Origin of the sequence: Haloferax sp. DFSO60, assembly GCF_046557615.1 — an archaeon.
Lineage (GTDB): Archaea > Halobacteriota > Halobacteria > Halobacteriales > Haloferacaceae > Haloferax.
In genome coordinates this window covers 1,635,294-1,656,775 of sequence record NZ_JBKIII010000001.1, presented here as the reverse complement: position 1 = coordinate 1,656,775, position 21,482 = coordinate 1,635,294, and the positions used below count along the sequence as shown (strand labels likewise).

22 protein-coding genes and 1 tRNA gene are annotated in these 21,482 nt (G+C 60.4%); 11 read left to right on the top strand and 12 right to left on the bottom strand.

Translation table 11 applies throughout. From position 1 onward, the window contains the following. Positions 1–142 precede the first annotated feature (142 nt). Together ACK509_RS08910 and ACK509_RS08905 are read left to right on the top strand one after the other, a co-directional pair. Complete coding sequence (locus ACK509_RS08910; RefSeq protein ID WP_410766125.1) at positions 143–1,321, top strand: aspartate kinase; 1,179 nt, start codon at positions 143–145, stop codon at positions 1,319–1,321. Between the two features lie 210 nt (positions 1,322–1,531). Then, positions 1,532–2,878, top strand: coding sequence for a tryptophanase (locus ACK509_RS08905; RefSeq protein WP_410766124.1), 1,347 nt, complete (start codon positions 1,532–1,534; stop codon positions 2,876–2,878). A 64-nt stretch (positions 2,879–2,942) separates the two neighbouring features. Here the strand turns inward: ACK509_RS08905 and ACK509_RS08900 are convergent, their stop codons facing one another. Together ACK509_RS08900 and ACK509_RS08895 are read right to left on the bottom strand one after the other, a co-directional pair. Further along, a complete protein-coding gene (locus ACK509_RS08900; RefSeq protein WP_410766123.1) occupies positions 2,943–3,602 on the bottom strand; it encodes a metallophosphoesterase family protein in 660 nt (219 codons plus the stop codon). Positions 3,603–3,652: 50 nt separating this feature from the next. Further along, positions 3,653–4,225 (bottom strand): IMP cyclohydrolase, encoded by a 573-nt coding sequence (locus ACK509_RS08895; RefSeq protein WP_410766122.1) that lies wholly within the window; start codon positions 4,223–4,225, stop codon positions 3,653–3,655. A gap of 131 nt (positions 4,226–4,356) precedes the next feature. Here ACK509_RS08895 and ACK509_RS08890 point away from each other — a divergent pair. After that, positions 4,357–4,429 (top strand) — tRNA-Gln (locus ACK509_RS08890). 106 nt (positions 4,430–4,535) lie between these two features. Here ACK509_RS08890 and cgi121 read toward each other — a convergent pair. Both cgi121 and ACK509_RS08880 read right to left on the bottom strand, forming a co-directional pair. Continuing rightward, positions 4,536–5,030, bottom strand: coding sequence for a KEOPS complex subunit Cgi121 (cgi121, locus tag ACK509_RS08885; protein ID WP_410766121.1), 495 nt, complete (start codon positions 5,028–5,030; stop codon positions 4,536–4,538). Beyond that, positions 5,027–7,441 (bottom strand): ATP-dependent DNA helicase, encoded by a 2,415-nt coding sequence (locus ACK509_RS08880; protein ID WP_410766120.1) that lies wholly within the window; start codon positions 7,439–7,441, stop codon positions 5,027–5,029. The genes cgi121 and ACK509_RS08880 overlap by 4 nt, the downstream gene beginning before the upstream one ends. Before the next feature lie 166 nt (positions 7,442–7,607). Between ACK509_RS08880 and ACK509_RS08875 the strand changes: the two genes are divergently transcribed. Beyond that, positions 7,608–7,853 (top strand): ferredoxin, encoded by a 246-nt coding sequence (locus ACK509_RS08875; RefSeq protein ID WP_410766119.1) that lies wholly within the window; start codon positions 7,608–7,610, stop codon positions 7,851–7,853. Between the two features lie 210 nt (positions 7,854–8,063). Continuing rightward, positions 8,064–8,882, top strand: coding sequence for a hypothetical protein (locus tag ACK509_RS08870; protein WP_410766118.1), 819 nt, complete (start codon positions 8,064–8,066; stop codon positions 8,880–8,882). 21 nt (positions 8,883–8,903) lie between these two features. Here the strand turns inward: ACK509_RS08870 and ACK509_RS08865 are convergent, their stop codons facing one another. Both ACK509_RS08865 and ACK509_RS08860 read right to left on the bottom strand, forming a co-directional pair. Further along, entirely contained in the window at positions 8,904–9,482 is a 579-nt protein-coding gene (locus ACK509_RS08865) for a hypothetical protein (protein WP_410766117.1), read from the bottom strand. Between the two features lie 86 nt (positions 9,483–9,568). Further along, on the bottom strand, positions 9,569–10,027 hold the full coding sequence (locus ACK509_RS08860; protein WP_410766116.1) for a DUF2391 family protein: 459 nt from the start codon (positions 10,025–10,027) through the stop codon (positions 9,569–9,571). 123 nt (positions 10,028–10,150) lie between these two features. On the opposite strand from ACK509_RS08860, the gene ACK509_RS08855 reads away from it, so the two are divergent. Further along, entirely contained in the window at positions 10,151–10,831 is a 681-nt protein-coding gene (locus ACK509_RS08855) for a class I SAM-dependent methyltransferase (protein WP_410766115.1), read from the top strand. An 18-nt stretch (positions 10,832–10,849) separates the two neighbouring features. Here ACK509_RS08855 and ACK509_RS08850 read toward each other — a convergent pair whose 3' ends face one another. From ACK509_RS08850 to ACK509_RS08840, 3 genes are all read right to left on the bottom strand, one after another. Then, positions 10,850–11,899: an ABC transporter ATP-binding protein gene (locus ACK509_RS08850; RefSeq protein ID WP_410766114.1), complete on the bottom strand. Its 1,050-nt coding sequence runs from the start codon at positions 11,897–11,899 to the stop codon at positions 10,850–10,852. Positions 11,900–11,975: 76 nt separating this feature from the next. Next, positions 11,976–13,688, bottom strand: coding sequence for an ABC transporter permease (locus tag ACK509_RS08845; protein ID WP_410766113.1), 1,713 nt, complete (start codon positions 13,686–13,688; stop codon positions 11,976–11,978). A gap of 1 nt (position 13,689) precedes the next feature. Then, positions 13,690–14,829 carry a thiamine ABC transporter substrate binding subunit gene (locus tag ACK509_RS08840; RefSeq protein WP_410766112.1) on the bottom strand — a complete coding sequence of 380 codons (1,140 nt, stop codon included), beginning with the start codon at positions 14,827–14,829 and terminating at the stop codon, positions 13,690–13,692. 106 nt (positions 14,830–14,935) lie between these two features. Between ACK509_RS08840 and ACK509_RS08835 the strand changes: the two genes are divergently transcribed. Continuing rightward, entirely contained in the window at positions 14,936–16,003 is a 1,068-nt protein-coding gene (locus ACK509_RS08835) for an AI-2E family transporter (RefSeq protein ID WP_410766111.1), read from the top strand. 63 nt (positions 16,004–16,066) lie between these two features. Here the strand turns inward: ACK509_RS08835 and ACK509_RS08830 are convergent, their stop codons facing one another. Beyond that, positions 16,067–16,843 (bottom strand): sulfurtransferase, encoded by a 777-nt coding sequence (locus ACK509_RS08830; RefSeq protein WP_410766110.1) that lies wholly within the window; start codon positions 16,841–16,843, stop codon positions 16,067–16,069. A gap of 251 nt (positions 16,844–17,094) precedes the next feature. Here ACK509_RS08830 and ACK509_RS08825 point away from each other — a divergent pair, with 251 nt between their 5' ends. After that, on the top strand, positions 17,095–17,955 hold the full coding sequence (locus tag ACK509_RS08825; RefSeq protein WP_410766108.1) for a sulfurtransferase: 861 nt from the start codon (positions 17,095–17,097) through the stop codon (positions 17,953–17,955). Positions 17,956–17,982: 27 nt separating this feature from the next. Here the strand turns inward: ACK509_RS08825 and ACK509_RS08820 are convergent, their stop codons facing one another. Beyond that, on the bottom strand, positions 17,983–19,410 hold the full coding sequence (locus ACK509_RS08820) for a short-chain fatty acid transporter (protein ID WP_410766107.1): 1,428 nt from the start codon (positions 19,408–19,410) through the stop codon (positions 17,983–17,985). A 138-nt stretch (positions 19,411–19,548) separates the two neighbouring features. Between ACK509_RS08820 and ACK509_RS08815 the strand changes: the two genes are divergently transcribed. The 3 genes from ACK509_RS08815 to ACK509_RS08805 all read left to right on the top strand — a co-directional run bounded on the left by ACK509_RS08815 (position 19,549) and on the right by ACK509_RS08805 (position 21,044). Beyond that, positions 19,549–20,148, top strand: coding sequence for a transcription antitermination protein (locus tag ACK509_RS08815; RefSeq protein ID WP_410766106.1), 600 nt, complete (start codon positions 19,549–19,551; stop codon positions 20,146–20,148). Positions 20,149–20,329: 181 nt separating this feature from the next. After that, entirely contained in the window at positions 20,330–20,578 is a 249-nt protein-coding gene (locus ACK509_RS08810; RefSeq protein ID WP_410766105.1) for a hypothetical protein, read from the top strand. Positions 20,579–20,642: 64 nt separating this feature from the next. After that, positions 20,643–21,044: a hypothetical protein gene (locus ACK509_RS08805; RefSeq protein ID WP_410766104.1), complete on the top strand. Its 402-nt coding sequence runs from the start codon at positions 20,643–20,645 to the stop codon at positions 21,042–21,044. Between the two features lie 134 nt (positions 21,045–21,178). Here the strand turns inward: ACK509_RS08805 and ACK509_RS08800 are convergent, their stop codons facing one another. Beyond that, positions 21,179–21,448: a hypothetical protein gene (locus ACK509_RS08800; protein ID WP_410766103.1), complete on the bottom strand. Its 270-nt coding sequence runs from the start codon at positions 21,446–21,448 to the stop codon at positions 21,179–21,181. Positions 21,449–21,482: the final 34 nt, after the last annotated feature.

The window sequence follows — 21,482 nt, the reverse complement described above, 5'->3', positions numbered from 1 at the left end:
CCACAAAATCGCCGCTCTGTCTGTCGAATTCACGGAAGGTGGCAACCGTTGAAAAAGAGGACATAGTTATACGTCCCGCCGCGTTAGCCAATCGCATGATTGAGCACCAACAGACGCTACGACGAGCGCGCTCGGAGGGACCATGCGCGTAGTCGCCAAGTTCGGCGGCACCTCTCTCGGGAGTGGTGACCGAATTAACCGCGCGGCAGATTCGATTGCCGCCGCTGTCGAAGCGGGCCACGAAATCGCCGTCGTCGCATCCGCGATGGGGTCGACGACCGACGACCTCCTCGAGGAAATCAAGTTCGAAGCCGACGACCGCGACCGAGCAGAAATCGTCTCGATGGGCGAACGAACCAGTGTTCGCATGCTCAAAGCCGCACTCAACGCACGCGGTGTCGATGCGCTCTTCGTCGAACCCGGTTCGGACGAGTGGCCGGTCATCACGAACGACCTCGGCGAAGTCGATGTCGAAGCGACGCAGGCACGCGCCGCGAAACTCGCCGACGGCCTCGACGGCGTCGTCCCCGTCATCACGGGATTCCTCGCACAAAACCTCGAAGGCGAGATTACGACGCTCGGCCGCGGTGGTTCTGACACCACCGCCGTCATGCTCGGCAAATACATGGACGCCGACGAAGTCGTCATCGTCACCGACGTCGAAGGCGTCATGACGGGTGACCCACGCGTCGTCGAAGGTGCTCGAAACGTCGGTCGCATCACCGTTGACGAACTTCGGAATCTCTCCTTCCGCGGTGCGGAAGTCGTCGCTCCCTCGGCGCTCTCCTACAAGGACGACCACCTCGACGTTCGGGTCGTCCACTACCAACACGGCGACCTACTCACTGGCGGGACGCTCATCGAAGGCCAGTTCAAGAACCTCATCGACATGCAGGAAGAACCCCTCGCGTGTCTCACGGTCGCAGGCCGAGCGATTCGCAACCGACCGGGCATCCTCGCGGACCTCTCTGTCGCCCTGCGTGACGAATCTATCAACGTGGATTCGGTCGCCTCGGGAATGGACTCGATTACGCTCTACGTCGATGAAGACGACGCCAACCGCGCCGAAGCAGTCCTCCACGACCGAGTCATCGCCGACGAGGCACTCTCGTCGGTCACCGTGGACGACGACATCGCCGTCATTCGCGTCACGGGTGGCGAACTCCCCAACCGCCCGGGCGTCGTCCTCGATATCGTCCAGCCAATCTCTGATGCGGGCATCAACATCCACGACGTGATTACCTCGGCAACGTCGGTTGCAATCTTCTGCGCGTGGGACGACCGCGAAGAGACACTGCAAATCATCCAAGAGCAGTTCTAATCGGGACTGACCACCCCACCACATTTGCTCGGTGTACAGACATGGGCAGCGACGTGAGTCGTCTCAACCGAGTTACGATTTCGTCGGCTCACCGTTCGATTTTCTACACTTGCACTGATGCACAGTCTCGTTCACGAACGCCGAAAATCGAACGCAGTCGCCCGATTTTAAACCGTCATACTACTTCACATCTTCCGACGTGTTTCAGGTATGCGCTCATACAAGGCAAAGATGGTCGAGCCGATTCGGCTTCCCTCTCGTGAGGAGCGAGAAGCGGCGCTCGAAGAGGCGGGATACAACGCGTTCAACCTCGACTCGCGAGACGTGTTTATCGACCTGTTGACGGACTCTGGGACGGGAACGATGTCGGCAGACCAGTGGGCGGCGATGATTCGCGGCGACGAAGCCTACGCCGGTAGCGAGTCGTTCCACCGTCTCGCCGAATCCGTCCGCGACGTGATGAGCTTCGAGTACGTCATCCCGACCCACCAGGGCCGTGGCGCTGAGAACGTCCTCTACGGAACCCTCCTCGAAGAAGGCGATGTCGTCCCGAACAACTCGCACTTCGATACGACCCGTGCGCACATCGTCAATCAGGGCGCAGACCCAATCGACTGCCCCTCGCCCGCTGCCCGCGACCCGGATTCAACCGAACCGTTCAAAGGTAACTTCGATATCGACGCAGGCTGGGCACTCGTCGAAGAAGTCGGCGAAGACGCCATCCCCGTCGTCGCGCTGACGATTACGAACAACTCGGTCGCCGGGCAACCGGTCTCGATGGCTAACATCGAAGCCGTCGCGGAGTTCGCCAACGACATCGATGCGATGTTCGTCATCGACGCCTGCCGCTTCGCCGAGAACGCACACTTCATCAAAGAGCGCGAACCGGGCTACGAAGACGTGAGCATCGCAGACATCGCCCGTGAGCAGTTCGCCCACGCGGACGCGATTACCATGTCCGGCAAGAAAGACGCACTCGTCAACATCGGCGGGTTCACCGCGATGCGCGACGAGATGGTCTACGAACACGCGAAACAGCGCGCAATTCTCTACGAGGGCTTTTCGACCTACGGTGGCCTCTCCGGCCGCGACATCGACGCGATGGCCGTCGGCCTGCGCGAAGCAGTCACGCCCCCCTACGTGGAAGAGCGCGTCGGCCAAGTCGCCGAACTGGGTGACTTGCTCTCCGAGCGCGACGTACCGGTCTACCTGCCGACGGGTGGCCACGCCGTCTATCTCGATGCCAGCGAAATCTTCCCGCACATCCCGAAAGAACAGTATCCCGGCCAAGAACTCGTCTGCGCGCTCTATCTCGAAGGCGGCGTTCGCGGCGTCGAACTCGGTGGGTTTGCGTTCCCCGGAACCGACCGCCCGGACCTCGTCCGTCTCGCACTCCCGCGCCGAACCTACAGCTACGAACACCTCGAACACATCGCTGACACGGCCGAGGCAGTCCTCGAACACGCTGACGAGTACACCGGCCTCGAAATCGTCGAGGAACCGCCGATGAAAGAGCTTCGACACTTCTCGGCGAAGTTGCAGCCCGTCTCGAACTAACGTCCGTCTTTTTGCCCTCCCTGCCTTCTTCGCCCTCCTCACCCCTCGTTACTCTGTTTTCTTCTCAATACCCGCTATACAGCCGACTGGCGAGTTTCGACGGAAGGCCAACGGCGTGAATCCGCGAGACGACGCGGTCGATATCGTAGGCGATGCGGCGTTCCTCGACCGCCTTTCCATCCAAATCGACGACGGCGTAGGCCGCTTCGGGGTCGCCATCGCGCGGTTGGCCGACGCTCCCCGGATTGAGGACGATGCCCTCGTCGTACACTGCGTGGGCTTGGACGTGCGTGTGTCCCATCACGAGTACGTCTTCGTCGCCGAGGAGCGACGCCGAGAAGTCGTCGGGGTAGGTGTAGCGGTCTGGATTCTCGGGGTGGCCGTGGACGATACGAACGCGCTCGTCACAGCAGGTGCGTGAGTTCGGCAAGGAGGCGAGCCACGCTTTCGACGCTGCACTGATGTTTTTCTGGGCGAACGAGACGCCTTCTCTCGCCATCGAATTGAATCGAAACGGCGTTCCCGAGACGACCGCTCGGTCGTGATTTCCGGAGACGCTTGGGATATCGCGCTCGGTGAGGAGGGCGATGCACTCGTCGGGCCATGGATTGTAACCCACAACGTCGCCCGCACAGACCACCCGGTCCACCGAGGGCATATCGGCTAACACTGCTTCGAGTGCTGGCAGATTTCCGTGAACGTCGGAAATCACGCCGATGCGCATGGTTCACATACACTCGCACCGCTGAAAAAGGCCAGTGCTGGTCGCTGTGATTATTCGCCGTTGTAGAACGCGATATCCACGTCGTCGCCGACGGTGACGGCCGCGGCACACACGGCGTGTTCGAACTCGTGGTCGTAGAGTTCTGCTGCGAGTTCGGCTGCTTCGTCGCTGTCGAGGTCGAAGGCTCGCGGGTCGTCTTCTTCGTAGGTTGCGACCAGCGTGGGTTCGGAGACGGCTTCCACGATGAGGGCGTCCTTGCGGACGATGGCGATGTAGGCTTCGTCGTCGCCGACGACGCCCGCGATGCGCGGCGTGTTGTAGTCGTCTTTCTCGTAATCGAGCGCGAGCAGACTCGTTGCAAGCGCGTCACGTGGCGGGTAACCGAGGTCGAGTTTCTCCGCGATTGGGTCTACTTGCGACCCGTTGCCGACGGCGACGTAATCGCCGCCTTCGCGGACGCAGTTGTAGGCGATGTATGGGTTGTCCGTTTCCGGAGCGTCGGGGGTTGGGCCGACGGTCAGCATTCCGTCGCGCGCTGTGACCTGACGGTTCGGGAACGACCGAGAGGAGACACGATACCCACCGATTCCGGGGCCGATGACGACGAATCGTCCGACGTACATACACGAAGTTGGATAGAACAGGGGCAAATAGCTGGTGGTTTGTACACGTCCGTCCCTTTTCTGCCACGTCGTCGCACGCCCGCGGCGACACGCAACGTTTACAAATACCCACTGACTACGAATGGGTGCGAAGTTCCATGGGGTAGTGGCCAATCCTGTCGCCTTCTGGGGGCGACGACCCAGGTTCGAATCCTGGTGGAACTATTTTAACTTTCTACACACCGAGGCAGCGCCGTCTCCTATTCTCCAGTTGAAACAAAGGGGTCTGTCAGACAATTCGAAGGGGAACGTTTCGCGTGGAACAGTGTCGCTACCGGTCAACCGTAAGCAGTGCCACGCGCTCGATAACGAGACTCTCGAGGTCTCTATCGACAAGTGTGAGTTCCTCGTCGCCGATATCGAAGAAGTCGCGGACGAGTGATTCGTCGTAGTAGCCGAGTGTGTCGTCTGCCTCGATATCGAGACGTTCGAACAGTGTCCGCTCTGCCTCGTTCTCGTCGTCGCCATCGACCAAAATCACGACCGACCGCTCGCCTTCACCGACCCCCATCTCGAACGCGCGGTTGATTTGTCGGCGACCGCTCGCATAGAGCAAGATTTCGACTGCTCTGTCGCGGGCGATTTCGTTCCCGCGCGAGATGGCTCTGTCTGCGAGTTCCATCGCTCGTTCGAGGTGTTTTCGACTCACGACGAATCGCGCGTCGAACGCCTGAATCGTGGTGTCTGTCTCCTCGGCGACCGACCCCAACGTTTCGATGAACGAATCGAGGTCGGTAATCGTCACATTTCCTTCGACGAGTCTCATTCGAAATCACCCAGACTGGCCTGTTGGTCTGCCCGGTCTTTAGCCGTCTCGAATCCAGAGTCTTCCGGAACCGCGTCTTCGGGAGCGTCAGATTCGTCTACGTCGTCCATCGAGGGGTTCTTTCGCCCCGCTGCTTCGAGAATGTTTTCGGCTGTCTTCCGGCGGCCTCGAAGCGCGGCGAGGACGTGGGCTTTCGAGGCTTCTCGAAGGTCTGCACGCGTCTCGATACCCGCCTCGTAGAGCCGTCGCGCGCGTTTTCGACCGACGCCGCGAATCCCCGCGAGGTCGAGCAGTTCGTCGCGGACGCCGTACTCGACGCGCTTTTTCGCCTCTCTGACCGCGAGTGCCGAATCGAGGTCTAACTCGCTGGCGAGGCGTTCGGCCGCCCCGAGCAACCACTGGGCGGTTTCGACCTTGCCACGAATGTCGCCCGGGCCGACACCGTAGCGGTCGGTGATGCGGTCCTCGTCCACTTCGAGCGTCCAGTCTTCGAGGAGTTTGGCCGTCTTGAGCGCCGAGAGCCAGTCTTCGAACGCGACGTCTTCGTACTCGGAGGGAACTCTCCCGAGCAGTTCGGGTTCGCGCTCGTAGCACAACTCGGTGTAGGTCTCTTTGTCACCCGATTTCAGGTACAACTGGTACATGTCGGGTGTTCGGCAGACCAGATGGAACAGGCCGAGCGCGGTCGGATAGGTGCGGTCGGTTTCGATGGGTTCGTCGTCTTCTGACGTGGCCATCTCGCTGGCGCGCTGGAAACCACCCGGCTCCTGCTGTTGTTTGGGCTGGGATTCGACTTCACCCTCCAACTCGCGCAATTTCTTGTTCCGATTCTTCGAGGCCCATTCGAGTCCGTCGATGATTTCGGCGGCGCTCATCGGGTCGAGGTAGAGACGCGAGACGGTGTGACCGATGGCAGTTGCGCGAATCGTCTGGCCATCGAACTCGATGAAGCCGTTGACCTCCAAATAATCGAGAACGCGGTCCGTGACTTGCTCTAATCGCGCCGGGTCGTCGGTCTGGGTCGCATACAGGGTTTGGTCGAGGAATTCGAGCAGACCTTCGCGGGTGTGGGCGAATCCGGAGGCGACCGTGGCGAGCAGGTGTGTTCGAAGCGCGGGTTCGGCCGCGAGTTTTGAGTACACGTCTTCGGCGTCGGCCCAGATGTACCGTTCGAATAGCTCGTCGCGGGTGTCCATGTCGTTGGCGAGCAGGACGGCCTCGCCGTAGGGGTCGAGTCCGGGGCGTCCGGCGCGACCCATCATCTGGTGAACCTCGAGAACCTCTAATGGCTTCATTCCGCCGTAGTCCCCGTCGTAGCGTTGCCAGTCGCGGACGATGACGCGCCGACTCGGAGTGTTGACACCCGCGGCGAGGGTCGGTGTCGCACAGATGCACTTGATGAGTCTGTCGCGGAACGCATCTTCGACCAGGGTCCGGTGTTCTGCGGCGAGTCCAGCGTGGTGGAACGCCGCACCCTTGGCGACGGCATTTGCGAGGTTGTCGGAGGTTTCGGTATCTGAAACGTCTCGAATCTCGGCGGCGAGCTCGGCGAGTTCACCGCGTTCGACACCCGTGATGTACTCGTCCGTGACGCCTGCCATGCGGCGCGCTGCGGACTCTGCGTTTCGTCGGGAGTTGACGAAGACGAGCGAGGAACCTTGGTCGTCGTCGTCGTCGCCGTCCAGTGCGTCTGCGACGAGTGCGGGTGCCTGCCGGTCACCTTTGGCGACCGGAACCTCCTTCTGTGTCCCGTCGTCGAACATGATGGCGTTGCCGAAGTGGACGCCCATCTTCAGGTCGATTGGTCGCCAGTCGGATTGGACGAGCGTCGCATCGAGCCAATCGGCCACTTCGCCCGCGTTGCCGACGGTCGCAGAGAGAGCGACGACTTGGAGACTGGGATTCAGGCGTCGGAGTTTGGCGAGCGTCACTTCGAGCGTCGGCCCGCGATGTCGGTCGTTGACCAGATGAACTTCGTCGGAGACGACGCAGGTGAGTTCGTCCATCCACGACGCGTTGTTGCGGACGAGCGAGTCCACTTTCTCACTCGTGGCGACGATGATATCGCGCGACGAGAGCCACTCGCTCGTCGATTCGTAGTTACCGGTGGAGACGCCGACCGTGATTCCAAACTCTTCCCAGCGTTCGAACTCGGCTTTCTTTTCGGAAGCGAGTGCCCGCAAGGGGACGATGTAGAGTGCTTTCCCGCCGCGGGCGACGCTCGACAGCATGGCGAGTTCCGCAACGAGGGTCTTTCCGCTCGCCGTCGGGACGGCGGCGACGAGGCTCTGCCCGTCGGTTAATCCTGCCTCGACGGCCTCGGCCTGTGGGGGGTAGAGTTCCTCGATACCCTCCTCGTAGAGAGCGTCGGAAACCCCCTCGGGGAGGCCCGTTAGGTCCGCTGTTCGCATTGGCATAGCTTGGAAAGTGATGCGGTTTAAACCATCGGACAGGGTTCCCCCGAGGCGTGCCGGGTGGGAGTCGAGAACGCCTGCAGAACGAACAGAGTGAGTGAACGGCGTGACGGAGTCGCATCGCGTCGGCAGGGCTATGTACGACGCAAGAAAAGAACGCGGTATGAAAGTCGAGTACGACCGTGAGACGTGCATCGGTATCTTCCAGTGCGTGGACGAGTGGGATGCGTTTCAAAAGAACCTCGACGCGGGCAAAGCCGACCTCGAAGGTGCAGAAGAAGTCGAAGAAGACGTGTTCGTCCGTGAGATTCCGGAAGACGCCGAGTTCGACGCGAAGTTCGCCGCCCGCGTCTGTCCCGTCGAAGCCATCCGCATCATCGACGACGACGGCGAGCAGTTGATTCCCTAACGGAGACGAGATTCTTCGGTTTGTATTATTTTCCGTTACTGACCCCTCCATTTCGGGTGGAGAATTCCACTGACGGCGGACTATAAGCGTTTAAGCGTCACCACTCTAATCGTGTCACTATGAGCCAAGCGACGAAAATCGTACTCGGCACTGTTGGCATCTCGGCACTACTCGCGCTCGTTCTCGTCGGAATGAGCCTCGCATAACCAGATGTTCGAACCGCGCACGCTTTCGACGGACCTCGAAGCCGTCCGCGAGGAGTACGCACCCGACGCGCTCGTCCTCGACGTGGAGACCGACTTCGAGACGATTCCCCCGGCGGCCGCTGAGAACCTCGGCCTCGTCGTCGAATCGCTCTCTCCGACGTCGTACCCCGCAGAGTGGTTACCAGACGACGTGCCGCAACTCCTCGGGGCGTACGTGTCTTCGGACTTCACCATCGGCATGCCCGGCGACGGGACGGTGGTCTGGACGCGACAGACGACACCACCGACGGTGTTTCTGAAGCATCGTGCGAAGACCACGCCCCAGAATTTCTTGGACTTCCTCGTCGCCGAGGCGTTCGTCCAACTCAGTTTCGAGGACGTTCCGGAACACTTCCTGCCCTTCTTCGGCGAACACTACCGTGACCTCACGACGGCGATTCCGCACGGTCCGAACGACGTGTATCAAATCGCCCTCGCGCTGTTCGAAGGCTGGATTGGACTCCACACCCGCGACGTGTTCGAATCGTGGGACGGCGAGTACGACGCACTCTACGACACGTGGGAAGATACGGGCGAGCGACTGGACGAGCGACTCTCCGATCTCCCGCGCTCTGTCGCACTCGGTGAGACTTCCTTCCCGAACGCGACGGAGTTCGCCTGTTCGGCAATCAAGCACGGTCGGGAACTTCCCGCGCCGTTCTCGGCACTCGACACGGAGGCGTACCTCGAATATGGCCCTGCCTACGCGGTTCGCTGGGCCGAGAAGACGTTCGAGCAACTCGCCGAGAAGCACGATGCTCGGCGGGATGCTGAGTCGAACTGAGGGAAGATTTCCCGACTGTTTCTAAAATTCGCTGGTGACAGTTCCGTCTTCTTCGAGTTCGACGACACCCGTGAAGAGTTCGCGGAAGCGGTCCAGTGTCTCTTCGTCGTGAACTTCGTTCGAGAGGTGGAACAGACCGACCGCATCGAACTCTTCGAGGAGTTCGAGAATCTGCTTGGTCGCTTCGAACGCGCGGTCAACGTCGGCGTAGTAGGCCATCTCGGTGACCGAATCGACGCTGAGTCGAAGCTTTCCGTCGTGTGATTCGAGGAACCTGCGGGTCTTTTCGACGATGGCGTCGAGGTCGTCGGGTGAGGCGACGTAGTAGATGTTTTCGGCGCTTCGGCGCGAGTAGCCTCGCTCGATAGAGAGTGTGTCGAGAATCGTCGCGCGAGACTCGTCTACTTCGTAGTATTCGAGCTTTTGCTCGACTTCGCGCGCGGTGGTTCGCGTCGAGATGACGAGGAAGTTGTCGGTGTCGGCCTTGAAGAAATCCGTGTCGATACGGTCCGTCTCGCCGATGCTCGGGTGAAGGAGCAGGATTCCCGTTCCGCCGGGAATTGTGTCAGGAGTCGTCTCGATGGCGAGCTCGTAATCCATACCCGAAGGACTGACCCCGCGAACTTAACGCTTCAGGGTCATGCAGTCGCATTGTCTCACCAGATGTAGACCAGCGCACGGGGAGGTTAGAACAGCGAGTCAGCGGTTGCTGCACCGATGACACTGAACACCGCGCCCACGCTCGTCGCTTTGAGTGTAATTGCAATCACCGCGAGGTCGAGGGTGATACCAGCACCTTCGAACAGAACCCGACCTGAGACGTCTGAGAGGAAGGTTCCCGGCGCGTCGAAGGCGACCGCGAGGATGAACACAGAGAGGTAGGAGACGGTGATGAGTGAGATGAATCGCAGTGGAATCCCCGCGACCTCGCGCTCTTTGTCGGGGTCGCGGTCGTCTGCTTTGTAGAGTGCGCCGTAACCGACGGCGAAGACGATGAGCGCGGTGAGGAGTCCTTGGAAGACGGACATGCTCCGCGCGAGTACCCACACCTCCTCGGTCACGACGAACGGACCGGCGAGCAGAAAGCCCCCAACGATTTGTTGTGCAGAGTCTTCGAGGGCAAACCTGCGACGGACACCAACCATACACCGTCTGTGGGATGGGATTAATTAAATGACCCGCCCGAGGTGGTCGATTAGTGCCCGCTTCGTCGCGCGTAGACCGTTCTGCTTCGAACTGGTTTAGTCGCCTGCGTGTCTGCCTCCGGTATGAGCGTTCGCGACGAGTTCGACGATTGGGCGACCGACGGCCGCGACAAAGGAATGGAAGACCGACACTGGCACACCGCAAAGCACGCGCTGGCCCGGATGCCGGTCGAACCCGGTGACGTGGTCCTCGACCTCGGAACTGGAAGCGGCTACGCATTGCGCGCCCTCCACGACACGAAAGATATCGGCCACGGCTACGGACTCGATGGCTCTCCGGAGATGGTGAACAACGCCCGCGAGTACACCGAGAGCGACGACATCGAGTTCGTCGTCGGCGACTTCGACGACCTGCCGTTCGAAGACGACAGTATCGACCACGTCTGGTCGATGGAAGCCTTCTACTACGCTCCAGACCCGCATCACACACTCGAAGAAGTCGCGCGCGTCCTCAAGCCGGGTGGCACGTTCTTCTGTGCGGTCAACTACTACGAAGAGAACGTTCACTCCCACGAGTGGCAGGACAACATCTCCATCGAGATGACGCGCTGGAGCCACGAGGAGTACCGAGAACACTTCCGCGACGCCGGTCTCTACGTCGCAGAACAGGATTCGATTGCGGACATGGATATCGACATCCCCGACGAGAGCGAATTCCCGACCGACAGTTGGGACACGCGACAGGATATGATAGACCGGTATCGCACCTACGGAACGCTCCTCACCGTCGGCGTCGCGCCCTGAAAATCGACTTCTATCGCGTCACTCCACGACGTGAACCGCGTCGGCGTCGAAGCCGACGACCAACTCGCTTCCGTGTTCGAACGTGGTTCGCTCGTCGTCGGCGACGGCAACCGTCAGTTCTCGTCCCTGCCAGTCGAGTGTCAACCGTGTCGTCGCACCCTGAAATTCGGTTCCGATGAGTGTTCCTCGTAACTGATTCTCTCCGCCGTCGAGGACGAACTGCTCGGGTCTGACACAGAATGTCACGGCGTCGCCGGGCGATTTTTCTACGCCATCGAGTCGCCACTCCTCCTCGTCAACTTCGACCACCGACCCCCCTGTTTCCGGTCGAGATTTCACCCTTCCATCGAAGACGTTGTTCTCGCCGATGAACGACGCGACGAACCGTGTTTGGGGGCGACGATACACCTCGCGGGGGTTGCCCACTTGTTCGACGCGTCCACGGTTGAGGACGGCCACACGGTCGGAGACGGCGAGCGCCTCGGACTGGTCGTGGGTGACGTAGATGGTTGTAACACCCAACTCGGACTGGATTTGCTTTACTTGCCTTCGAAGTCGCTTGCGGAGTCGAGCGTCCAGCGCGGACATGGGTTCGTCGAGGAGCAGGAGTTCGGGACCGGGAGCAAGCGCGCGAGCGAGTGCGACGCGCTGTTGCTGGCCCCCAGACAAGGAGTCTGGTTCGCGGGATTCGAAACCCACCAAATCGACGAGTTCGAGCAGTTCAGAGACACGCTCGTCGCGGGAGACACCACCCGGCGGGTCTGTGAATCGAAGGCCGTAGGCGACGTTCTCACCGACACTCATGTGTGGGAACAGCGCGTAGTTCTGGAAGACGACGCCGACCCCTCGTGCTTCGGGTGGCACACCGGACATCGACTCGCCGTCGAACGTGACGGTTCCCGTGGTCGGGTCTTCGAATCCGGCGATACAGCGGAGTGTGGTCGTCTTGCCGCACCCCGAGGGGCCAACGAGCGTAAAGAACTCACCGTCTTCGACCGTCAGCGACACTGAATCCAGCGCGGTGGCAGTGCCGTACTGCTTCGAGACGTCTTCGAGTTCGAGTCTCACTGTGGACCCTCCAGATTCGTCTCGCTCGCCCAAACCGCACTCCCCGAAATCACACGACTTGGTTTCGACACACGCCTCATAAATCACCCCACCTCCCGCCGAAGCGGTCCACGACGACGAAGCTCACCGACGTGACGAAGAGAAGTACACACCCCATCGCCGTCGCCGGTCCGAGTCGTCTGCCGAGGAATCGCTCGACAGCGACGGGCATCGTGTAACTCTGTGCGCCTTCTGCGAGGATGATAGTCGAGTTGAACTCGCCGATACTGATGGCGACGGCGAAGGCCGCGCCCGCGACGACGCCGGTCCAGACGAGCGGGATTTCCACGTCACGGAGGGCGCGCGCTCGCGTCGCACCCAAACTCCTGGCCGATTCTACGAGTCGGCCATCGAGACGAGCCAGTAGCGGTGCGACGTTTCTCGTCACGAACGGATACGCGCTGACCGTGTGGGCGGCGACGATGGCGAGCGCGCCGGTCACCTGGATGCGCATGCCGAAAGCGTCGATACCGAAGACGAGGCCTCTGAGCAGGCCCAATCCAACGACGATTCCCGAGACGGCGAAGGGAGCCATCGCGAGGGCATCGACGATGGTTCGCCCGCGGTAGCGACGCGTCGTCAATACGGCCATCGTCACGCCCATCGGGACGGCGATGACGAGTGTCCCGACGGCGAAGACGAGCGAGTTCCAAATCGCAGGCAACGGCCGGACTTGGAACTCTGCACCGGTCAACTGACGTTCGACCAAGAAGGCGTAGTTTTCGAGACTGAAGGTCCCGTCTGCACCGGTGAAACTGGCGAGAACCATGCTGGCGATGGGGACCACGAAGACGAGGAACACGACGACCGAGTACGCACTGATTCCGAAGGTTCGAACTGTCGCTCGCGGCGTCCACTCGCTCGGGATGATTCGCTGTCGAGGCAGTGGATTCGCGGTTCCACCCGCTGCACGCTGACTCGCTTCGTATTGGAGATAGACGGCAGTCAAGCCCAGCGAAATTGCCGTCTCGATGACGGCGAGACTGGCGGCGTCGGCGTAGGCGAGGTCACGAACTTTCGAGAAGATGAACACCTCGATAGTCGCCAACTGAAACCCCCCGAGGGCGAGAACGATTGGGAACGACGCGAACGTGAAGATGAACGTCAGTGTCGCACCGACAGCAATCGAAGGGAGGAGCTGCGGCAAGACGATATCGACGAAGGCACGCCACCGACCAGCACCGAGCGCGCGAGCGGTTTCGACTGCGCGCGCATCGACACTCTCCCATGCAGCGGTGGTCACGCGGGCGACCAGTGGGGCGTTGTAGAACGCGTGAGCGATGATGATGGCTTCGAGCGTGAACAGGAGTTCGACCGGCGGTAGGCCAAGGAGTGCGAGCGCCCGATTGAGCGTCCCGTTCTGTCCGAACGTGGCGACAAAGCCCGTCGCGACCATAATCGAGGGCATGACGAACGGGAGAATCGTCAGCGAGCGGAGTGTCTCGCGGCCAGGAAAGTCGAACCGCGCGAAGAGCCACGCGGCGGGTAGTCCGAGGAGGACGCTCGCAACTGTCGAGTAGAACGCCTGTTTGGCGGTGAACCAGATGATGTCGTTGCGATAAAACTCGCTGGAGAGAATGTCGATGATGGGGTCGAGGGTGAAATTGCCGTCCACGAGAACTGCGTCAGCGAAGACCGTTGCGACGGGATAGTAGAAGAGAACAAGGAGGACGAGGGCGGTTGCGACCGCGACGAGCGAGAGCAGATGCTCTTCGAGACGCCGGGTGAGGCGGCGCACGGTGGCGGTCACCTTACTTGCTGGCGAACTCTTGGGCCCACGCGTCGGTCCACTCACTTAGGTTCTCCTTGAGGCGGCCGTAGGAGAACGTAACGGCTTCCGGTGGCGCTTGGGCGTACTGTGCGAAGTCCTCGGGGAGTTCGGCGGTAGTCGTCGCTGGGAACTGAACGTTGCGAACCGCGATTTCGGCCTGCACGTCGGGTCGGAGCATGAAGTCCATGAACTCGGCGGCGAGGTCGGGATTCGCGGCGTCGGCGAACCGTGCCATTCCCTCTGGATTCGCGTAGCCCTGGTCGTTCAAGAAGCGAATCTGGTGCTTTGCGAGGTCGGCACCCGATGCTTCGGCGTACACTTGGTCTGTCGAATACGAGACGACCATCGGGGCCTCGCCGTTCGAATAGGCGGTGTAGGAGTCTTCCCACGTGCCGAGGACGCGAACGCCGTTGTCCTTCAGGCCCGCCCAGTAGTCGAGGTAGCCGTCTTCGCCTTTCGCGTCGATGGTGTGGAGCAAGAACGCCTGCCCGGTCGCCGACGAGGTCGGGTTCTGACAGAGCAGGTCGCCTTCGAACTCGGGGTCGAGCAGGCCGTCGAACGTCTCGGGTGCGGTGAACGTGCCGGACTCTGCCTGCGTCTCGTCGTAGACGAGCGAGATGTAGCCCGTGTCGTATGGAATCGCGCGTCCCTGTGGGTCGAATTCGAGTTCTTCGTTCACGTCGCCGAGGTTCGAGAGGTCTTCGGTGGGGACGAACAGTTCGCTGTCGAGACGTTCGTCGATTCGGACGAGCATCTGGGCGTCCAAGCCGACGTACGCGTCCGCCTCGGACTCGACGCCGCGTAGCGCGCGCTCGATGTAGTAGTTGACGCCAGCGTCGGGCGTCTGCCATTCGAGCGTCGCGTCGAATTCGGATTCGAACTCCTGTTTTAGCCACACGCCAGGACTCGAACTCGGCGCGTCGATGAACGCACCGTAGGTCCCAACGGTCAGCGTTTGGCTCTCACCGCCGACAGTCGTTCCGTTCGCTGTCGTGGTCGAATCGCCCGACTCGGCCGTCGTAGTCGTCTCTTGTTGGCTTCCGCCACCACCGGTACACCCTGCGAGCATCGCCGAGGCTCCACCGGCACCGGCGGCTTTGAGGAAAGTGCGTCGTTTCATCACTCAGTTGTTACACCTGGTGATATTTAATCGGCGTGATATTGGGGGTCGTACACGTGGGCGCTGTGACACAATGACTTTCACCTCCTATGCAGTAGTCACAGGAATGACGAATCGTCGCCCGTACGTGCTCGGAGGGTTTTTACTCGCGTTGTCGGTCCTCGTTGCGTTCATTCTCGTCGATGTACTCGCAACGGTCTTTTTCGCCATTACGGTCGCCTATCTCTTGATTCCGCTCCGCCGATGGCTCGAAGAACGCGGTCTCTCTCGGTGGATTGCCAGCGTCATCTCCACTATCGCGGCAGGAATCGGCGTCGTCGTCGTCCTCTCACCGCTCGTCGTGATTCTCTTTCTTCGACTGAACGATTTGGTTGCGCTCGCCTCCTTTATCCCCGACAGTTTCTCTATCGACCTGTTCGGGTTCTTCTATCAGTTGACCTTGGACGACGCGTTTGCGGTCGGATTCTCGTTGCTTCGGTCGGTCGCTCGGACCACCGCATTCGCCGCCCCGGTCATCCTCATCAAACTCACGCTGTTCGGTTTTCTGGTGTTCGCGTTGCTTCTCAGCGGCGATTCGGTCGGGCGAACACTCCTCGCGCTCGTCCCCGAAGAATACCACCACGCGGCCACCTCGCTCAACACCCGCGCACGTGAGACTCTGTTCGCAATCTACGTCTTGCAGGCCGCAACCGCCGTCGGCACGTTCATCATCGCCATCCTGGTCTTCTGGGTACTCGGCTACGATTACGTTATCACACTCGCCACTATCGCGGCTGTTCTCCAGTTTATTCCCATCGCAGGACCAAGTTTCCTCCTCGCCGGGCTTGCGGTGTATCACGCCGCCGTCGGCGATGTCGTCGCCGCTGGGCTGATTATCGTCGTCGGTGGCGTGTTCGTCGCGTGGCTCCCAGACATCCTCATTCGCCCGCGACTCGCCAAGGAGACCGCAGACCTGCCGGGCAGTCTCTACTTCGTCGGGTTCGTCGGCGGCCTGCTCAGTCTCGGTCCAGTCGGCATTATCGCCGGTCCGCTCGCGGTTGCCCTGCTCGCCGAGGCGGTCTCACTCCTCAGTGAAGAACTCAACGTCGAGGACGCACCAGAGGTGCCGACGAACGGAAAGATACCGAACGATAACGCCTCGCAGTCACCTGATGGGACGGCGAACGACTCTTAATTTCGACTTCTCGATTCCGCACCCGGTTCTCGATTCCGCACCCGGTTCTCGATTCCGCCCCGATTATTCTTCGACCAACTCGCCATCGCGTGCTTCCCACTCGATGAGACTTCCCTCGTAGAAGGCCACGTCCTCGAAGCCGAGGTGTGAGAGGACGACGAACGTGTGACTGATTCGGCGAGCGGTGTTGCAGTAGAGAAGTACCCGCGATTCGGGTTCGATTCCTTTCGTCGAGAGAATCGACTCCAGTTCGTCGCGCGCTTTCAGGCCTCTCGTCTCGTCGGAGACGAGTTCCCGCCAATCGAGATTGACCGCCCCCGGGAGGTGGCCCGCTGCGTACTCTTCGGGGTCGCGGGTATCGACGATGACCGTCTCACCGTCGTCGAGCGCCGCTTCGACCGCCTCGAATTCGATGAGTGGTGAGGTTGTCGCGTCTGTCACCTCGTAAGTCGCATCCGGAATCTCGCTCGCCGAAGACGTCGTTTCGAACTCGCGGTTCCACGAACTGTAATCGCCATCGAGTAAGTGGAGCTTCGAGGAGTCGTGACCGTACAGGAGCGCCGTCACGAGAAACCGCGCCGCAAAGACGCCGTGGGTGTCGTCGTAGGCGACGATGTCGTCGCCGGGAGAGATTCCAGCATCCGAGAGGAGGTCGGTCCACACGTCGCGGCCGGGGAGCATCCCGAGGTCGCCGTCGGCGCTTCGGAACGAGTCGAACGGAACCGACACCGCACCCGGAATGTGGCCAATCCCGTCGAATTCCCACGCGTCGCGGACATCAACGACGCGAACGCTGTCGATGTTCTCGGAGAGCCAGTCCGAAGAAACAACGTCTATCATGCGAATTCGTTTTCCTTCCGAGGGTTTAGTCTCGTGGCTCTCTGCACCCCTCGCCACGTGTGCGCGATACCAGAATATATTGCCGCATGTGTCCCAATTGCCGTCAAATCGGCTTCATTCGGCTGTCTTCAGTTGCATATCAGCCACGATTCAGCACCGTTTCGGGGCGATAGTTGCCGCATCACCGGGGGTGAGGCTGAACATGCCGTCGCTGTGAGAGTTATCCCACTTGCTGTGCTACTTCTCTGTGTATGTCAAGCTCCGATTACGCAAAGGACGTACTCGTCTCCGCTGATTGGGTGGAATCCCACCTCGACGAGTTCCAGAGTGATGACCCGGCGTATCGACTCGTCGAAGTCGACGTTGACACCGAAGCCTACGACGAGAGTCACGCACCCGGTGCCATCGGCTTCAACTGGGAGTCCCAGTTGCAGGACCAGACCACTCGTGACGTGCTGACCAAGGAGGACTTCGCGGACCTCCTCGGCTCCCACGGTATCAGCGAGGACTCCACCGTCGTCCTCTACGGCGACAACTCCAACTGGTTCGCTGCCTACACCTACTGGCAGTTCAAGTACTACGGCCACGAGGACGTTCGCCTGATGAACGGCGGCCGCGACTACTGGGTGGACAACGACTATCCATCCACGACCGAAGCCCCGTCGTTCCCAGCACAGGACTACTCGGCCAAAGGTCCGTTCGAGGACATCCGTGCCTACCGCGACGACGTGGAGAAGGCAGTCGACAAAGGCCTGCCGCTCGTCGACGTTCGCTCGCCCGAAGAGTTCTCCGGCGAGATTCTCGCACCACCGGGACTCCAAGAGACCGCCCAGCGCGGCGGCCACGTCCCCGGTGCATCGAACATCTCGTGGGCCGCCACGGTCAACGACGACGGCACCTTCAAGACCGCAGACGAACTTCGTGACCTCTACGCCACCGAAGGCATCGAAGGCGACGAGTCCACCATCGCCTACTGCCGTATCGGCGAACGTTCGTCGATTGCGTGGTTCGCACTCCACGAACTCCTTGGCTACGACAACGTGACCAACTACGACGGGTCGTGGACCGAGTGGGGCAACCTCGTCGGCGCGCCGGTCGAAAAAGGAAACTAAGCAGTTTCGCGGTTCGATTTTCTATTTTTACATCGGGAGGACGGTAATCCCGACGGCGACGATGACACCGACGCCGAGGAGAACCATCACACAGTAGCCCATGATGTCGCGGACAGAGAGACCACTGATTGCGAGGAGCGGAATCGCCCAGAATGGCTGAATCATGTTGGTCCACGCGTCACCCCACGCTGCGGCCATGGCGACTCGCGGGATGGATTCACCAGATGCGTTAGCGGCCGTGACGAGCGTTTCGCCGATGACTGCCCACTCGCCGCCACCGGAGGGGACGAACACGTTGACGATGCCCGCAGTGAAGAACGCGATTGCGGGGAGTGCGCCGTCGGGAGCGACGGCGACCATTCCCTGTGCAATCTGCGTTGCGAGACTCACAGAGCCTTCTGGCGAGTAGGCCATGATGCCCATGATACCCGCGTAGAAGGGGAACTGGAGGATGATTCCCCAGACGTTCTCGACGGCCTCCATAATCGAATCCACGTAGGCACGGGGTGTTCCGTGGAGCGTGAGGCCGAGGAAGAGGAAGCCGAAGTTGACGATGTTCAGGTTGAGGTTGTTCCACGGCATGACACCGTTCTGGATTCCGTTCCAGAAGTAGAGTGCGACTGCGACGAGACCAGCGAGACCGATGCCGATTGCGACGGCCGCCGAGTGTTCGATACGCGTTGCGAGCGTCGCATCAGCACCAAGCGTCGCCGAGGCGGTCGAACCGCCATCGGTCGCCGTCTCGAACTCTGCGGGGTCGATTGGCGTCTTCTTCGAGTCGCTCTTCGGGTACATCAGCGCGAAGAGTGCTGGGAGGAAGAGGAACGCGATGACGACGAAGAGGATGAGATTTGCCACCGTGAAGATGGTGCCACCGGTTCCGAACGTCGAACTGAGGACGCCCGCCTCGATGAGGAAGTTACCGTCAGTGTTCAAGAGAAGCGGAATCGACCCGGCGAGGCCGCCGTGCCAGACGACGAACCCGGAGTACGCACCGGCGACGACGATGGGGAAGTCGATGCCGCGAATCTCGTCTGCAATCTTGCGAGCGAAGAGTGCGCCGACGACCAGGCCGAGACCCCAGTGGATGAACGACGCGACGGCGGCGACGACGGGAACCATCGCGGCGGCACTCTTCTCGCTATTTGGAATGCCCGCGAGTTTCGTCAGCACCCAATCGACTGGCTCGGTTTGCGCGAGCGCATAGCCCGTCATCAAGATGAGTGTCATCTGCATCCCGAACGATAGGAGGTTCCAGAAGCCACCGTACCACCCGTCTACGAGCAGGTTTTGTGCGTGGCCGAGCGTCCCCGTCCCGGCGGCCGCCGGAACGAAAAACAGTGCCAATACGTACGCCACCCCGGTCAGGAGAATAGCGAAGAGGAACGCGTCGGGAAGATAGCGTTCGACTAGCTTCGAACTGCTCTCTGCTGCTGCCCTGATGATATTTGCCATGTTACAGAATCACATCATTATTATCTGATATAATTGTTTATATTCTCAATCTTAGATGGGTTTGACTCGCGTCGGAGACGCCCCCCAGAACTCGCCGCCGCCGATGGGTACAAACCGCAGACTGGCGTATCATTTCGTATGACTTCGTTCCTCGATTCCCTCCGCGGCGACCACGAGACGCCCCTCTCTCGACTCGGCTCTTCGAAGGCACTCTACGCCCTCACCGCAGGCGACATGAACGCCGATGCAGTTCGCGCCGCCGCCGCCGCCGATGCATCTGCCGCGGCCAACTTGTTCGACGAGTGGACTGCAGCCGAATCCAGTGGGGATGCCGCCACGCACTTCGCGGACATCGCCGAAACTGCTCGCTCGCACCTCGATACTGTGAATGCCGACGACGAATCCGATGCCCCCCAACTCTACGACGTCCTCGCCGAGTTCGAGACCACCGACGAACGACTCGGCGGCGCGCTCGCCCGTGTGCTCGTCTCGCTCAAAGCGACCGAACAGATGGTTGGCTTCTTCATCGGCGACGCCGACCCGAAGTCCGCAAACACCTTCCGCACGCTCAAATCGGATTTGCAAGACCAGTTGGAGGCGCTCGCAGAGGCAGTGGATGAACTGGTAGACGACGAAGCCCTCGCCCGAACCGCCGCCGACGCGGTGATTCAGTCCGCCTACGACGAGTACGTGGAGACACTGGAAGGAATGGGTATCAAGCCGAAGAACGTCTGCTAGACCCCCACCTTTTTCATCGTCGGGTTTCCTCGGGCAACTTCGTTGCCCTCCAGGAACCCTCCTCGAAAAATCTGGACCAAAAAGGGCCGAAAAGCTCGCTCTGCTCGCCTTTCGGTACAGTACACTAGTTTCGTCTGTTCTCCAACGCAACAACTATCTGATACGAATTTGAGACTCAACCATGCTCGATGGTCCCGCTGGCAACTCCTTTCGATACGCACTGAATCCCGAACTGCTCAAACTATACGGTGCTGTTATCGCTGGATGGGTCGTTTTAGGCCACTTACTGTCTGTTTTTTCTGGACTTGGATTGCCCGAACCGTTCGAATCGATTGTGGAACTCCCGTTTCTACTCCTCGGACTGGCGCTATTCCTCGGCGGATTGGTTGGCATTCTTCACCGGGTAGTGGTGGACGCGATTGCTGAGTGAGCAACAAAGCCGCAGGCGAAACTCTCGCCCGAAAACACTTAGTCTCGCATACAAGTCACTCTCTGTGAAAGACGACGCTCGGTGGTGGGTTGTGGGAATTTTGGTACTCCTGTTCGTCGTTCCGTTTGGGGTGCTGACTGGGCTTCGTGTCTGGAACCTCGAACCACCGATTTCAGTACAATCGCTCATCGTCAACGTCTCGGTATTCGTCATCGTCGCTTACGTCGCCTATTACGCCGCTCGTGGAGGGTCGCTCGTCGGGTGCTGGTTGCTCGCTTTCGGCCCGAGTCTCGCGTTCACGGTCAATCTGTTCCTCCCAGTCGCGGTAACCGACTCTCTCGCGTGGCTCGCATACCCTCTCGTCAGTGCCTCGGGTATCGCCCTTCTGCTGGGGGCCGTTGGTTTCCTTCTCGGCTACGTTCGCAACAGTATTCGGAACGAACAGAACGGCGCTGGTACACGATAGAAGCCAGCCAACTCGACGCTCTTCTCAAACCTCTAGAAAATCTTGACTGTTTTTCTGACTCGCTGTTTCTCCGCTCTCCATGCCTGACAACCCCACACTCTCCAGTGGAAACGAAGGGGTTTGTCCGACACGTGTCAGACGCCCGGCACACCTTTTCGGTATTCGAAGAGTTGCGAGCGTGCTTCGGCCACTTTCTCGCTCACGTCACCATCGAGTTCGTTCGCGAGGTCGTGCAGGACGTTCATGTGTCGGTCGAGTCGCCCGTGGTCGGGGCCTTGGTCGCGGGTGGCGAGGGCGGCTATCTGGTCTGACTGTTCGTAGAGTCGTTCTTGAACGTCGCCCGTTGTTTGTTCGGCCGCGTCTTTCAGCAGTTTTGACGCCGTTTGAAGCTCTTCGCGTGTCATGTGTAGACATACGCTCACACGGCGGAAAATAGTT

Bases quoted from the DNA above. Each gene is read 5' to 3' on its own strand.
- ACK509_RS08835 (WP_410766111.1), top strand. From the start codon at position 14,936: ATGACGAATCGTCGCCCGTACGTGCTCGGAGGGTTTTTACTCGCGTTG.
- ACK509_RS08870 (WP_410766118.1), top strand. From the start codon at position 8,064: ATGTTCGAACCGCGCACGCTTTCGACGGACCTCGAAGCCGTCCGCGAG.
- ACK509_RS08905 (WP_410766124.1), top strand. From the start codon at position 1,532: ATGCGCTCATACAAGGCAAAGATGGTCGAGCCGATTCGGCTTCCCTCT.
- ACK509_RS08855 (WP_410766115.1), top strand. From the start codon at position 10,151: ATGAGCGTTCGCGACGAGTTCGACGATTGGGCGACCGACGGCCGCGAC.
- ACK509_RS08825 (WP_410766108.1), top strand. From the start codon at position 17,095: ATGTCAAGCTCCGATTACGCAAAGGACGTACTCGTCTCCGCTGATTGG.
- cgi121 (WP_410766121.1), bottom strand. From the start codon at position 5,030: ATGAGACTCGTCGAAGGAAATGTGACGATTACCGACCTCGATTCGTTC.
- ACK509_RS08900 (WP_410766123.1), bottom strand. From the start codon at position 3,602: ATGCGCATCGGCGTGATTTCCGACGTTCACGGAAATCTGCCAGCACTC.
- ACK509_RS08910 (WP_410766125.1), top strand. From the start codon at position 143: ATGCGCGTAGTCGCCAAGTTCGGCGGCACCTCTCTCGGGAGTGGTGAC.
- ACK509_RS08895 (WP_410766122.1), bottom strand. From the start codon at position 4,225: ATGTACGTCGGACGATTCGTCGTCATCGGCCCCGGAATCGGTGGGTAT.
- ACK509_RS08865 (WP_410766117.1), bottom strand. From the start codon at position 9,482: ATGGATTACGAGCTCGCCATCGAGACGACTCCTGACACAATTCCCGGC.
- ACK509_RS08830 (WP_410766110.1), bottom strand. From the start codon at position 16,843: ATGATAGACGTTGTTTCTTCGGACTGGCTCTCCGAGAACATCGACAGC.
- ACK509_RS08815 (WP_410766106.1), top strand. From the start codon at position 19,549: ATGACTTCGTTCCTCGATTCCCTCCGCGGCGACCACGAGACGCCCCTC.
- ACK509_RS08820 (WP_410766107.1), bottom strand. From the start codon at position 19,410: ATGGCAAATATCATCAGGGCAGCAGCAGAGAGCAGTTCGAAGCTAGTC.
- ACK509_RS08880 (WP_410766120.1), bottom strand. From the start codon at position 7,441: ATGCGAACAGCGGACCTAACGGGCCTCCCCGAGGGGGTTTCCGACGCT.
- ACK509_RS08860 (WP_410766116.1), bottom strand. From the start codon at position 10,027: ATGGTTGGTGTCCGTCGCAGGTTTGCCCTCGAAGACTCTGCACAACAA.
- ACK509_RS08840 (WP_410766112.1), bottom strand. From the start codon at position 14,829: ATGAAACGACGCACTTTCCTCAAAGCCGCCGGTGCCGGTGGAGCCTCG.
- ACK509_RS08875 (WP_410766119.1), top strand. From the start codon at position 7,608: ATGAAAGTCGAGTACGACCGTGAGACGTGCATCGGTATCTTCCAGTGC.
- ACK509_RS08810 (WP_410766105.1), top strand. From the start codon at position 20,330: ATGCTCGATGGTCCCGCTGGCAACTCCTTTCGATACGCACTGAATCCC.
- ACK509_RS08800 (WP_410766103.1), bottom strand. From the start codon at position 21,448: ATGACACGCGAAGAGCTTCAAACGGCGTCAAAACTGCTGAAAGACGCG.